General features: G+C 43.6%; 12 protein-coding genes. 11 read left to right on the forward strand and 1 reads right to left on the reverse strand.

Going from position 1 to position 13,385, the window contains the following annotated elements; genetic code table 11:
* Positions 1-7 precede the first annotated feature (7 nt).
* The 9 genes from ACE38W_RS02455 to ACE38W_RS02495 all read left to right on the forward strand — a co-directional run bounded on the left by ACE38W_RS02455 (position 8) and on the right by ACE38W_RS02495 (position 10,975).
* Positions 8-3,868 carry a TOMM system kinase/cyclase fusion protein gene (locus ACE38W_RS02455; protein WP_375828641.1) on the forward strand — a complete coding sequence of 1,287 codons (3,861 nt, stop codon included), beginning with the start codon at positions 8-10 and terminating at the stop codon, positions 3,866-3,868.
* 27 nt (positions 3,869-3,895) lie between these two features.
* Complete coding sequence (locus tag ACE38W_RS02460; RefSeq protein ID WP_375828642.1) at positions 3,896-4,243, forward strand: hypothetical protein; 348 nt, start codon at positions 3,896-3,898, stop codon at positions 4,241-4,243.
* Positions 4,244-4,260: 17 nt separating this feature from the next.
* Positions 4,261-4,962, forward strand: coding sequence for a hypothetical protein (locus ACE38W_RS02465; RefSeq protein WP_375828643.1), 702 nt, complete (start codon positions 4,261-4,263; stop codon positions 4,960-4,962).
* Entirely contained in the window at positions 4,940-6,907 is a 1,968-nt protein-coding gene (locus ACE38W_RS02470) for a TOMM precursor leader peptide-binding protein (protein WP_375828644.1), read from the forward strand. Before ACE38W_RS02465 ends, ACE38W_RS02470 begins: the two co-directional genes overlap by 23 nt.
* Before the next feature lie 131 nt (positions 6,908-7,038).
* Positions 7,039-7,671: a hypothetical protein gene (locus tag ACE38W_RS02475; RefSeq protein ID WP_375828645.1), complete on the forward strand. Its 633-nt coding sequence runs from the start codon at positions 7,039-7,041 to the stop codon at positions 7,669-7,671.
* 68 nt (positions 7,672-7,739) lie between these two features.
* A complete protein-coding gene (locus ACE38W_RS02480) occupies positions 7,740-8,777 on the forward strand; it encodes a hypothetical protein (protein WP_375828646.1) in 1,038 nt (345 codons plus the stop codon).
* Positions 8,778-8,809: 32 nt separating this feature from the next.
* Positions 8,810-9,445, forward strand: a complete 636-nt coding sequence (locus tag ACE38W_RS02485; RefSeq protein ID WP_375828647.1) for a hypothetical protein — start codon at positions 8,810-8,812, stop codon at positions 9,443-9,445.
* Positions 9,446-9,872: 427 nt separating this feature from the next.
* A complete protein-coding gene (locus ACE38W_RS02490; RefSeq protein WP_375828648.1) occupies positions 9,873-10,436 on the forward strand; it encodes a hypothetical protein in 564 nt (187 codons plus the stop codon).
* A complete protein-coding gene (locus tag ACE38W_RS02495; protein WP_375828649.1) occupies positions 10,433-10,975 on the forward strand; it encodes a GNAT family N-acetyltransferase in 543 nt (180 codons plus the stop codon). Before ACE38W_RS02490 ends, ACE38W_RS02495 begins: the two co-directional genes overlap by 4 nt.
* A 37-nt stretch (positions 10,976-11,012) precedes the next feature.
* Here ACE38W_RS02495 and ACE38W_RS02500 read toward each other — a convergent pair whose 3' ends face one another.
* Complete coding sequence (locus ACE38W_RS02500; protein ID WP_375828650.1) at positions 11,013-11,825, reverse strand: pseudouridylate synthase; 813 nt, start codon at positions 11,823-11,825, stop codon at positions 11,013-11,015.
* 376 nt (positions 11,826-12,201) lie between these two features.
* Here ACE38W_RS02500 and ACE38W_RS02505 point away from each other — a divergent pair, with 376 nt between their 5' ends.
* A complete protein-coding gene (locus ACE38W_RS02505; RefSeq protein ID WP_375828651.1) occupies positions 12,202-12,609 on the forward strand; it encodes a hypothetical protein in 408 nt (135 codons plus the stop codon).
* A gap of 14 nt (positions 12,610-12,623) precedes the next feature.
* Positions 12,624-13,382: a hypothetical protein gene (locus tag ACE38W_RS02510; protein WP_375828652.1), complete on the forward strand. Its 759-nt coding sequence runs from the start codon at positions 12,624-12,626 to the stop codon at positions 13,380-13,382.
* Positions 13,383-13,385: the final 3 nt, after the last annotated feature.

Consider the following 13,385-nt stretch of genomic DNA (forward strand, 5'->3'; position numbering starts at 1 on the left):
CATTCATATGTATACCAATTACGAAAAACCAGTTTTCCCATCGTTGGAAAACTATCAGTTGATGTCCTTTATTGGCGAAGGTGCTTCCAGCCAGGTTTTCAAAGCACGGCAACTTCATACCAACCAGCTAGTAGCACTAAAGCTACTGAAACCAGCATTGACGAAGAGTTTGCAGTTAAACCGTTTCGAACGGGAAGCACGTATCTGTGCCGGTATACATCATCCCTATATTGTTAAGCTGCTTGACAAAGGTTATACATCCGAAGGAGCTCCTTATGTGGCATTCGAATACCTGGAAGGACTCACCCTGAAACAATTATTACAACAAGAAGGTGCTATGCCTGTATCCCAGGCCTGGGAACTCATGGGACAACTTCTCGACGCACTCTGCTGTGCTCACGGACAAGGTGTTGTTCATCGTGACCTCAAGCCAGAAAATATCATCGTTATCAAAACAGGTATCAAACCATACATCAAAGTACTTGATTTTGGGATTGGCGCATTTACGCAGGAAGGTGGTGCTGCCGCTGATTCACTGGGAACACCATCCTATGCTGCACCGGAGCAACTACGTGGTGAACCGCCGACGGCCAGAACGGATATCTACGCCTGGGGACTGCTGTTGATTGAATGTCTTACCGGTGCTCCTGCCGTGCAAGGCGAAACGCTTGCTGATATCTATTTTCAGCAACTGAGTCCTGAAACTATTGCTATACCTGCATTCCTGGAATATCATCCACTACATGGCCTGTTGCATGATGTGCTTACAAAAAATCCCAAACATCGGGTTTTTAGTACACAGACTTTGTACGAAAGATTTATGCAGATGGATTATAGTACGTTACAGCATGTAAGTATTGACCCGACAGCTATTGCTAATGAATTTCTGCAAACACAAGATAACAAACTGGCATGGCTATACGAGAAAAAAGATAAGCAGCAAATTACTGTGCTGTGTGCCAGTATCAGCTTAATTAATGACGCAGGTAATTCAATAGATGAGGAGATTTTGGAAGAGATACAGCGTGATCAGCTAATTGTTTGTTCAGATATTGCAGCTAGATTTGGCGGCTTCCTCAAGGGTACCTTTGCTGACCAGGTGATGATTTATTTTGGCTATCCGCAACGGAGTGGCAATGATGCAAGAATGGCAGGCCGAGCGGCCCTTGAAATCCTGGAAGATTCCATAGAACGTTGTGGCCGTTTGCAGGCGCAATACCAGGTAAGGCTGGATACAAAAATCAGCCTGCATTCCGGCGCTGTGATCTCCAGACGGCAAAATGTACCCGAAGGCATCACGGCTAATCAGACCTTTCACCTCTTATTACAATCATCTTCCAAAAGAATAATTGTTTCCTCCGCTTCCTATACGCTTTTATCTCCCTATATGATCTTCGAAGAATATCTTAAGGGAGATGCCTACTATATCATAAAAGAGCGTAATAACGAGGCTTTTGCCCAATTGAAAGATGCTGGCGCTAACCGGAAAATGTACGGCCGCGATGCCTTGCTGGATGAGATTCTACAGTCGTGGCAAAAGATGAATAACCGCGATAGTCGCGTAATCCTGGTGAAAGGTGAAGCAGGGATAGGCAAATCCAAATTATTATATGAAGTCCGCAAAACAGTTATGCATCCAGTGATAGAAGTGCGCTGTACACCTGAATACCGCCATCATGCGTTGTATACCATTTTCGAGATTTTGCGGCAGCGTTATGGCTTTCAGGCACATCGCCCGGCTGCTGAAAACATACATCTGCTGGAAGTAATGCTGGATACAGCTGACTGCGACAAGCCAACGGTCATGCCTATACTCCTTTCATGGCTAAGTATTGCTTTTACGGAAGCTTATCCACCTTCTCTATTATCACCAAGCGAACAAAGGGAGTTGCTATTTGAAGCATTACAGTTTTGTTTGGCAAATATCGCTGCGGTAGAAAAGCAGTTGCTGATCATCGAAGACTTGCACTGGCTGGATCCCAGCAGCCTTACGCTGTTAGCTGAATTTCTGCATGGCCATTACTGCAATAACTTTATGGTATTACTGTCTGTAAGGCCTCCCTTTGAAAGCACCTGGCAAGGAAAGGAAATTATGCTGGAGCCGCTAAGTGCTGAAGTTTCCATTCAGCTTATAGAAGATTTACTCGGCCACCACAAAATTGAAAAGATTTGCCTGGACTACCTGTTGAAACATACCGACGGGGTACCTTTCTTTACAGAAGAGTTGACCATGTTACTCTTGCTCAAAAAAGGACTGTTGTTAAAGGATGGTATGTATCATTTATCGGAAGACTCGCTACAGCTGGAGATCCCGCTTACCTTGAAAGAATTATTATATGCTAGACTGGATACCATGGGCGCGGCGAAAGAAACTGCCCAGGTGGCCGCATCCATAGGCAGAGAGTTTTCGTATATGCTGTTGTGCAAAATCGTTGCAGTAGGGGAGGATGTCTTGCAACAACATCTGGATATATTGGTAAATGCAGACATCATCTATCCTTTACGAACCGAGAAGGGCAAAATGTATATTTTCAGGCATGCCCTGATTTGTGAGGTAACCTATCAAAGTCAGGTAATCGTGGCCCGGCAACAAGTACACGAACGTATCGTAAAGGTGCTGATGGCCGTTACTGAAACCCCGGATGCATACCAGGCCGAAACTGTTGCCCGTCACCTGTTTGGAGCAGGAAAAGCAATAGCAGCAGTAGACTGGTTGATTAAAAGTATTCAGTTGTTATTGCCTGGTGCTGCAAACAAAGAATGTTTGGCACTCTGTCATCAGGCCTTAAAATGGTTATATACCTTGCCGGAAGGAGAGGCGCGTCAGCAGCAGGAGGCAAGTATCCGACAATTATTGTTATCTAATCTTTTGGTGCTGGAAAGTTATGGATCACCGGTAGTGGGTGAACAGCTGGCTATCTTATTACGTTTATATGAACTGAATGAAGTACAGGAAGATGTATTGCCTGGAATGCTGATGTATTGTAATTACTATGCGATGCGTGGCGACTGGAAAAAAGCAATGGCTACAGCAGAGCATCTGTATAAGGTAGCTACAGATTCAGATAATGGAAAATACCAAATAGTTGCCGCTATCTTCTTGGGTGTCCAATATTTCAATGATGGTCGTTTTGCCGATGCTGCCATACTGATGGAAGATGCACTTGCTGCCTATGATAGCACTGTGCATGCGAGTCTGGCATACGAATTTGGAATCAACCAGGAAACGCTTGCCTGCACCACACTAGCATGCATATACGCTTTTATGGACCGACAAGAAGAAGTGGAGTTGTTGGTGGAGCGTGCATTACAACAGGTGAGCGCCATGGAACATCCGCTCACGGCAGGGCCGGCATACCTGGGACTGGCTTGTGTCTTCTTCTATTTACGTGATCAGGAAAAAGTATTGGAGTTCAGCAACACATTGCTACAAATGAATGAGCAATATGAACTTCAGATGTTCGCTAATTACGGGATTATCCTGAAAGCCTGGGCACTACATGATTTGCAGATGGCAAAAGACGCATTGGAAGCAGAAGCCAGCAAAGGCATTCAGTCGATGAATAGTTTCTGGCAGGCAATCGTTGCTGAGTTGGAAATACATGCCGGCGACTATCAGGCGGCCAGAGGAAGATTGGAATATTGTCTGTCATTAATCGGAGAGGCAGACGGTGCATTATATCATGCAGAAATATACCGGCTACTATCCACTGTGCTATTGGCAGAAAAGAATTATCATTTAGCAATGGCGCCATTGAAAAAGGCAAGTACTATAGCAGCAGGGCAAGCCGCAGAGCTGCTACAGCAAAGAATCAGCGTATCTATGGCAATGGTGAAGACAGCTACGTCTTGTATCACCAATGTTTAATCAACCAGCTCACTAAAGACCATTAATATGAAAACAAATCTCACCAATCAATGGATCAATGTGTATTTTCTGGCCCTCAAAAAATCCTGGACGGATATTCCATTCGTACAGGAGCTTCTTACGCAGCCACGCACAGCATTGGCCACAGCGTTCCAGTTTGAGTATCCGCCTACCCTTGAACTGCGTTTCAAAATGGTAACAGATGGTAATTTTGCAAACCTGCCCGAATTCCCAGTATGTATTTTCAGTTTGCCCGCAGATCAGGTAAATGAAATACTGGTGCCTTTAGTGCCGCCGCCTACTGCTGGGGAAGGACAGTTGGATTATTTACAACGGCTGCAAGCAGGGCCGGAATGCTGCTGCATGTGTTTCTAATCTGAAAATCTAACTTTATGTTACATCAGCTTTTCTCTCAAAGTAACGCCGGCGGCCAGTTTGTAGAGATGTACAAAGATGCCGCACATACAGAATTATTTGGATGGATGCTCAGTTACCATGATAGCAACCATCCGCATCAGGTAACAGAGCTATGGGCCCTGATGAATAAAGCAGACATCAACCTTTCTGCGGTAAGCTTTTTTCCTGTGGAGGCAACTACCGGATTTATACCTTCCGATTACAATACATGGTTAGAGAAACTGGTTACAGGACCGGATTTTGAAGCTTTTGTATATAGACAGGCAGGTATGGAATATTTTCATCCTGATGAAGCTAGTTTCTGGGGATATACTGCCAATGGTATTTATAATATCGGGAAAGCTGAGGCTGAACTGGTGGCAATAACTTTGATATCTACGCCCACTATATTGAATGAATCACTGACAGTTTCCGATCAAATCATGCTCATGGGTACTTTCAATGCCAAGCAGCCCGTGTTGGCCTATTCGCCTGTAATATCGCTGGAAACACCAGTATATGGAGATGATTTTATTCACAACAAAGGCGTGCCTGGAATGCAATTCAGTTCGGATACAATTGTAATTGCCATGACAGAACGAGTGCTGAATATTATTGGCACCACTGCAGAACTAATCAAAATAGACCTGGAGCTCCATCTCAATGGTATCTTACATGGAAACACAATGGATAGATGAAAAGCTGCGGATAGCACCACATAAAAATTTTATCATTACCAGTGATGAAACTGCGTATATGGTAGACTGTTATGAGATAAAACCTATACACGGCAGATTGCAGGTAGGCTTGCTACAGGCCATACAACAGCAATCTGCCGCCGTGGCGGAACTGCTACAGCAACTACAGCGGCAGTTCTTCGCTCCCTATCTCTTAATAACTATTGAAAAATTACTGGACGATGGCATTATTGACAAGGAGCATAATGAAACAACGACAGCGGTTAATTCGATAGATTTTCCTATAGGCGATACTGTTATAACGTTAGTGCAGCAACGAAATTTACAGGAAGCATTAGCCATATGGCAGGAAACAATTGTTGATGGGAAATCATGGCTTCCGGTTTTTGTTGATGCTGGTCTAAGCTTTGTTGGGCCTGTATTTCACAGCGATAGTACTGCTTGTCCGGTGTGCCTCCTGGATAGCATGCGGCTTAAAGAATATAACTTTCCAACACCACAGCAGGTACCGCAATCATTGGTACATACTATCCATGAAATTATTACAGGTAAGGGAATTATTTATTCTGCCGATCATCTGCATAAAATAGAAAAAGCAAATAGCGTAATCGCATACGCGTTACAAAAGCGGCCGGAATGTTCGGCATGCGGCAACCGCAGTATGATGGAAGCAACGATGCTAGCACCGCTGTCGCTGAAAGATACAAGCGTTATATATAGGGGCATTGCTCCTGAAGAAACCTGGCAACGCTACAAACATCATATCAACCCAATAACGGGCGTTATCAGGGAGTTTCATATAATGAGCAGGGAGGCGGAACAGGCCTTATTTTGCTATGGCGCCATCATTGCGGGTAATGTATTTGGTGAAAATATTACCGCCTATGGAAAAGGCAATACTGAAATAGCCGCAAAAGTTAGCTGCCTATGCGAGGCGATAGAACGCCACAGTGCCGCTTTTCGTGGCGATGAACCCTTACTGGAGGCCTCTGTAAATCAGCTGGGGGTGTTAGCCATTCCACCTACGGCTATCCAACATTTTGCAGCGGCGCAGTTACAATCGCCGGCGCATACGATGGCGCTGGGGCCAGTACCTATTGCGACAGATGAAAATACCATTATCAGCTGGGCGCCTGCATGGTCGCTTACAAAGCAGGAGCGGCGCTATGTTCCAGCGGATGCTGTATTTTATAATATTCCTCATACAAAAGACACACGGCCTGCTATCTTTGAATCCAATGGACTCGCGGCAGGTAATACGCTGCAAGAGGCTATCCTGCAAGGTTTGCTGGAATTAATAGAAAGAGATGCCACCGCTGTCTGGTGGTATAACCGCTTGCATCGGCCGCCAGCACCGGTTTCGTTATTGCAGAATGATACCTGGTTCCAGCAGGCCATGGCGCAATTGCAAGCTGCTGGCTGGGAAGTGACATTGCTAGACCTTACAATAGATACAGCTATGCCTGTAGTTGCTGCTATTGGTTGCATCGATCGTGCCTACCTCATCGGATATGGATGCCACTTTTCTATGGAGGGAGCCATGATACGCGCATTAACAGAATTGATACAGGTGCGGGCTATTATGGGCCCGGTACCGCCTCCAGAAAGACGCTCATTAGATTATCTGTGCGCACATGATGCATCGAAGAAGTTTCCTGGCCTTACTATAAATTCAAATCGGGTGGGAGATATCAGCCAGCATATCATCCGCCATCTTGAAACATTAAATATAGAAACCATTGTAGTGAACTGCAGTAGGCCGGATGCGGGATTGCCGGTAGTAAAAGTATTTACACCCGGACTGCGGTCTTTCCGGCCAAGATTTGGTGCAGGACGCCTATACGATATTCCCGTAACCTTAGGATTACAGACAGTTTCAACACCTTATGAGCAACTAACGCCTATGTGGTTAACCTCCTCGCGCTCGCTATCAAAGCCTTGGTGAAATATGATGAAATAGGAACGCAGCACATACCGATCTAATTTTGAAGTGTCAGGTCAAATGAAGCTTCAAACTGATGGCGGATACCGAAAAGCCTTAAAAGAGTAGGTATGTTTTGCTAAACTATTTTAACAATGGCTCAATACACTTTAAACGCTTCTTTCTCCAGCGATGTGCTGGATACATTTTATGTAACCGGCACGAATGTGGTCATCGCAAAACCGGCGGCCAATGGTACACCAAACGTAGCATGGCAGGTATTCAGCCCGCTACAGCAAAACCAGTTAACCTGGACAGAACAATATGGTATCTATGCATCTAATCAGGAAGTCGCTAACGGCGTAGTACTTAACCAGATGTCGAATGTTCCTATTGGTGCAGCTATGAACCAGCTGTATACCCTCGAAGCCAGCGGTGTGATCACTGGTCCTGATAGCGGCGGACAACCAAATTCTTTTGCATTACAGAACTCTTATATCGACCAGCCTTACATGACCATTGGTCTGTTCCAGAATGCTGTGGTAAACGGTACACCGGTAAATGGTAACGCCATTTCTGCGGTTCCGGTATTACTCGCCAGCACCGCGGTAATGACCCCGTATACTACCGTTTATATCTGGGTACAGTCTCAGGTAGTTAGTAATACGGTTGTAACCACTGTCACTTCTCCAATGACTGAGCTGACCTTTGGTGGTGGTAATAATATTATCTCCGTGCAGTATGATGCCGGTTCTGGTACCTTTTTGTTTACCAACGGAAATAACTAGTATAAACTGGACATCCACATGAAAAACCATCAGGAGGCCATTGTGCCTCCTGATAAATACAGCCACCAATGGAACAACTCTCCGCCGCCAATTTAAATGGCCGTACACCCCTCAACGATCTGCTATACGCAATGCAACAGCGCAACCTTGTATATAATGGCGATTTCCGCTACTTCAGTAATCAGACCGCAGATGGGTCAGTTATCACCTACAACACGCCGGATGGTTGGGTCTATGATGATCAGGGTACCGATGGATACATCACATTTGACCCACAGAACAACTGTTGTGTGATTGCTAAAAGTGAAGGCTATGATGCAATGACGTTTTCGCAGGCACTGCATGAGTTCCCACGCTGGAAGGATGTGTTGATAGGTCGCACGGTATCAGCAAAGGTATATATGGATATTGTCACCAATAATCCTGTTACCGTTTCACTCTCTGATGGTATCAATACAGATTCCATTACTGTCAGCGTCGGACGCCCGGTGGTGATGGATGTATCGTTGACCATTGATCAACTAGCTTCCGGTGTATACGTTACCGTTACCTGCTCCATGCCATTTACCACGATGAAGATCTCGCAGGTATTTGCCAATGTAGGGCAGTGTACCATCGAAGGGCTACCGTGTATGGTGCAGGGTGTGATCGGGGAGCGGCGACAGTATGTAGCCACTGAAACAGCACCTGCTGAAGAGCTATCGTTATGTGAAGCACCGGTAGAATTAGGTGATGGTTATACGCGCCTGAATTCCGTGCTCAGTGGCAGGTTTGGCACTGGTACAAATGGAGGCTCGTTATTACCGGATATGAGAGGTTACTTCAGTCGCTCCTGGAATAATGGCGCCACTATAGATCCTGACGCAGGCACACGTACGGCCCTGGGAGGTACTATTACAGGTGATAATGTAGGTACGGTAGAAGAAGATGCATTTGCGCAACATGATCATCAGCTGTCCTATTCTCCCAACCAATTGTTCACGCAGGGCGATGCCGTTTCTGCCACTACCATTAATACCACCACTACATCAGATACCGGTGAAACAGGTGGTAATGAAACAAGGCCTAAGAATATCTCAGAATTATTCACCATCAAATGGGCCTGATCTATTTACAAACTCCTTAAAAAAATCATATTATGTATCACTGCGTTCTCAGCTGGTCCGATAGTTCCAGCTCCAACCAGGACTGGCAAATATATAACTACCAGGAATTTGAGCTGTTGCCGGCTCAGTATCTGAATGCAAATGTCATCATGCATGACGATTATACTTTCCAGATCGCTGTATCAACCAATGGCGCTTTTGCAGCCGCCAATCTGAATTACAAAGCTGCTGATCATTCATTCACATTAACATCTGCAACACCTCACGAATTTGACCTGGAAAGATTAGATAATGTCTACATTATTCGTTGTTATCTGGAAGATATTAATGCAGGTGCTGAAAGTATTGGTGATAGTGATAGCAATTCTGATAGTGGCAACACTGCTGGAAGTAGTGCTGCTCCTGTTCCTGCTAAGCGTCCTTCCTATGGCCCCGACAGTCTAGGCCTGGATATTGAATTCGGCAAACTCGGATTTCCGGCTTACCAGTTGTACATGGACGATAAGAATGACTTGTATTGTAGTCCGCGGAAAGTGAATAATAATATTGAGGGCAGGGCATGGATCAGGAATTGTGTAAAGGCGCATGTGGGAACTTTTTTAAATGGCAAACCCTGGACTAGTCAGGAACAGGAGGGTACATCCTGGCCTGAAAACGGAGAGAATTAGCAGTCGATTCATACCAAACGGGGCTGGCTATTTGGGCGGCCGGCCCCCTCTTTTACCATGGTAAGCACGCAATGCAGTATATGCGGCAATAGGTGGCACACAAAGGTGATGAGTGTAAGTTTTGCCAGGTGTGAGCAAGAGCAATAGTGTTTTTATGGAGAAGGAAATGTAGGGAGATACTGCTTGTGTAAGTATATCTTGAGAAGATATCCATGGATGTCTTCTTCCATATAGTAACTACGAATAATCTTTTTCCAAGCAAGGTAACCATGTAGTGAAGGTGTAAGGCAGCAGCAGTTGCTTTGCACCTTTACTGTTAGTGTTGCTGCACGTATATACTTGCTAGTTATTTACACACAATAGGTTAGGTGTTTTTTTGTACAGGAAGAATAAAAGTTTTACTTTAATGTTGTTAATCCTTCATGCTATGTCAAACATTTTTCCAACGTTTCTTTTTGCATTCCTGTTAATCTTGATTCCGATAATAGGATCTTATTTACAATACTATTTTTCGAAGAAAATATTTGCCTGCATTTTCATTGCCTCAATAGCTTTGTTACTGCCGGGTTTGCGAGGATATCATTATGCATTTAATGGGATTGAATTTTGCCTCTGGTACATGGTTTTTCTTTCTGGATATACGTATTGTTGTAAACTAAAGAAGCCTGTCCGTTGGTTTACTGGACTGATCTGTATCTTGCTATTCATAATATGCGTGCCGGGAGCATATTTTATATACTTCTTTGGTGAGGGAAAAATAAAGAGCACCTGGGAAGGTCAAGGTTATCAGGTGGTGACGCTTGATCGCGATCTTTTTTTTGGAAGTAAGGATATTTGTTATGAACTTGAAAAATATACGCAGGTACCCATTTTCCTTAAGCAGGTAGATGAAATAAAGAATGCAGATGATAATCATTGCTGGGTTCATTTCAAGCAGGAAAGATTTGATTTTAATGCCTGCAATCCTGAATTATCAACTAAGGTAAAATGAAATTGCAAATCCATACAGACCGCTTACTACTACGTGATTTTCTGCAGAGTGACTGGGCATCGTTGCATGCGCTGTATATGTTACCAGAAACGATCCGCTATAACCCGAGCGGCTACCCTGAAAATGAGGCGGCCACTAAAAGACTGGTGGAAGCCTGGCTGCATCAGTCTTTTGATGTAGATCGTATATACTATACCGTTGCTATTATTGATCCGGTAACGAAAGCTTTTATTGGCATGATATCGTTAGACCTGGGAGAAAAGAAATATGCCAGGGCAGAAATCTGGTATAAGCTGATGCCGGAATACTGGGGCCGTGGCTATGCAACAGAAGCGATGCAGGCTATGCTGGGCTTTGGTTTTGATGAACTGAAACTACATAGGATCGAATGCGGCTGTAGTATTCATAATACGGCTTCCTACAAAGTGATGGAGAAGGTAGGTATGAAGCGGGAAGGGATCAAAAGAAGCGTGTTACCATTGGCAGACGGCTGGCATGATGCGTATATATATGCGATATTGGAGGAGGAGTATAGGTGATAACAGGAAAAACAAAATTCGATCATCTCCCTAAATACTACTCGCTCAACATAAACCCTAAAATAGGCGCACATTTCTCCTTGCAAGGCTTATAATAGGCGCCATGTTTCCAGGTGGTGGACTTGGGCGATAAGCCCCACCAGAACTCAGCTAATGCTAATGGTTCCATTTCATGATGGTAGGCGTATTGTAGCAATTTAGGGCCAGCACATTCTCCTGCGCCAGCTGGTGGCTGTTTATAGCCGTTATTTGTAAAGATGTCTACCAGGTTTTTATACTGACCTGATTTATTTCTGAAGTTATATTGTTCATGGATTTTACGCTGTAAGGCGTGGGAGTGTGCTTTGCGTGACTCTTTGAGATCTGCAATGGCAGCCTGATGTAGCGTAGCATCTTCCTGTTCAAGGGTTTTTATTTGTTGATTGAGAGTAGTAAGATGAGTCATGCCGGTATTCAGAAAGCCGCCATCTATTAATCCATCGAATACAGGTGCTACAAATTTGTTATGATGGTTACCGTTGGCGAGCTTTCCTGAAAAGGCGGAAAGGTATCCCAGTTGGCCGTTGAGGTTCCGTACCACCAATACTCCAAACATTTTTCCGATGATGGCGCCGGAGCCGTTATTGCCTAGTCCGAAATTATGTGTCCATTCCTGCTGCTGTTCCAGGTGCTGCTGCAGCTCGGCTACCGCTATCTTGCAGAGCGGGTGGATATCGGCTTCCAGGTCCAGGGTGAGGCCTCGCGCCAGTATGCTGGCGGATTCCTGGTCTTTGAAGCTGCAAAATGCAGCGCCAGTGGCTTGTTCCTGGGTTAATGCTGGTGATTTAACATCTGCCGCTATCTCAATCATATGCACGTAATGAGTAATATTTGCTTTGACAGATAGTCTGAAAAAGTGATGCAAAGTTAGTTAGAATTTATGGGCAATGTGCAAGATGGAGAACTTTTTATTGAAAGGCTAAAAATGATGATTTTTTATCTTTTAAATTTAAAGAAAGTGCTGTGTTGAAATGTTACGTATGATGCGATTTTGATAAGGTGATTGTTGTTTTAAGATGCTTGATTTTAATGGTGTTTTGGTGAAATAAAATAAAAAATTATCCTGGTTTTTTTTGAAGAAGAAAATATAATTTTGTTTTGAATTGATCATATTATTTAGATCTTTTTCTTGCATGCGTTTTTGATTGTTTGAAATTAACCTCCATAGAAAAACCTTCGTAAATTTTATGCGAATTACATCTAATTATGAAGAAAAGGCAAAGCAAAATTTGCGTGATTCGGTTTCATTAATCCATTCTCAGGGATATAGTAGTAGCATTAATCGTTCTTACTATTCTTGTCTGCAAACAATTTTTCATATTCTGTTTACAAAGAAAAAATATGAGAAGAAACAATTTGTTGCAGATACAAAAAATAATCAGAAAGGAAGCCATGTACAGGCAGCGTTATTAATTGGGATTGAATTGGCAAAGATTAATCTCGAAGATTACTATTGGTTTAAAAGGCATTTTAGCGATCTGAAAAAATTGCGAGAAAAGGCTGATTATTCGGAAGACTTGATTGATCAAGAAGAAGTTTACCAGGCCTTACGTAAAGCAGAGTCGATTATCAAACTTATTCGTAAAATACCATGACAACTACAAAGAAGATGACCGCAATTGCAACGATAAAGAATTACTTAGATAGGCTTTCATTAAAATTTAAAGATCTTACAATTAAGTATGCTTTCGATGCTTCGATAGAAGCACATGTTGTTGAATTAACGCCAAATGAAATCTACGATAACAATAAAGAACTGATGGAACATTGGGTTCCTTTTTCACTGGATTTTGACAGTCGATACAAAGACCCTATTGTTTTTATCTCATCTGATTCAACTTTGCGGGTGGCGCATCCGGAACTGAAATGGAGCAATGGTAAGCGCCTTCGGAGAAGCAGTCGTTCCTCAATCTGTGGCAATCAGTCATTGATGCAGCCAGCCATAGACCGAGGATATGATACTGACATTACTGCGCTTCCATCCGAAATTTCCGCATGTTCGTTTTTAACACAACACCTAAATGCACTAGCTTTAAAATACAAGTACGTGTCAATTAAATATGCGTTTGACAAAGATCGGGATATGTATCTTGTTGAACTTACACCTGCTTCAATATATTACAGTAATGATGAATTAAGAGCAGATTGGATTGCGCTGTCCTTCAAATTCGGTACCCGGTATAATGAAGACATTACATTCATTACATCTGATTCTCCCCTGTACATTGCTAAGCCAGTACGCGAGTGGAATACCAGGCAATACCATTATAATCTTCCGCCCTTACTGGCGCCAACCAAACAAATCCTGGCCCCGAACTGTTTCATTATAGACGCTGCTAACACATCACATAGCACGCATAACGTCTAAAAT

The organism is Chitinophaga sp. Hz27, from assembly GCF_042263525.1.
GTDB lineage: Bacteria > Bacteroidota > Bacteroidia > Chitinophagales > Chitinophagaceae > Chitinophaga.

Excerpts from the sequence above, each read along its gene's own strand:
- ACE38W_RS02455 (WP_375828641.1), top strand. The coding sequence starts at position 8 with ATGTATACCAATTACGAAAAACCAGTTTTCCCATCGTTGGAAAACTAT.
- ACE38W_RS02460 (WP_375828642.1), top strand. The coding sequence starts at position 3,896 with ATGAAAACAAATCTCACCAATCAATGGATCAATGTGTATTTTCTGGCC.
- ACE38W_RS02465 (WP_375828643.1), top strand. The coding sequence starts at position 4,261 with ATGTTACATCAGCTTTTCTCTCAAAGTAACGCCGGCGGCCAGTTTGTA.
- ACE38W_RS02470 (WP_375828644.1), top strand. The coding sequence starts at position 4,940 with ATGGAAACACAATGGATAGATGAAAAGCTGCGGATAGCACCACATAAA.
- ACE38W_RS02475 (WP_375828645.1), top strand. The coding sequence starts at position 7,039 with ATGGCTCAATACACTTTAAACGCTTCTTTCTCCAGCGATGTGCTGGAT.
- ACE38W_RS02480 (WP_375828646.1), top strand. The coding sequence starts at position 7,740 with ATGGAACAACTCTCCGCCGCCAATTTAAATGGCCGTACACCCCTCAAC.
- ACE38W_RS02485 (WP_375828647.1), top strand. The coding sequence starts at position 8,810 with ATGTATCACTGCGTTCTCAGCTGGTCCGATAGTTCCAGCTCCAACCAG.
- ACE38W_RS02490 (WP_375828648.1), top strand. The coding sequence starts at position 9,873 with ATGTCAAACATTTTTCCAACGTTTCTTTTTGCATTCCTGTTAATCTTG.
- ACE38W_RS02495 (WP_375828649.1), top strand. The coding sequence starts at position 10,433 with ATGAAATTGCAAATCCATACAGACCGCTTACTACTACGTGATTTTCTG.
- ACE38W_RS02500 (WP_375828650.1), bottom strand. The coding sequence starts at position 11,825 with ATGATTGAGATAGCGGCAGATGTTAAATCACCAGCATTAACCCAGGAA.
- ACE38W_RS02505 (WP_375828651.1), top strand. The coding sequence starts at position 12,202 with ATGCGAATTACATCTAATTATGAAGAAAAGGCAAAGCAAAATTTGCGT.
- ACE38W_RS02510 (WP_375828652.1), top strand. The coding sequence starts at position 12,624 with ATGACCGCAATTGCAACGATAAAGAATTACTTAGATAGGCTTTCATTA.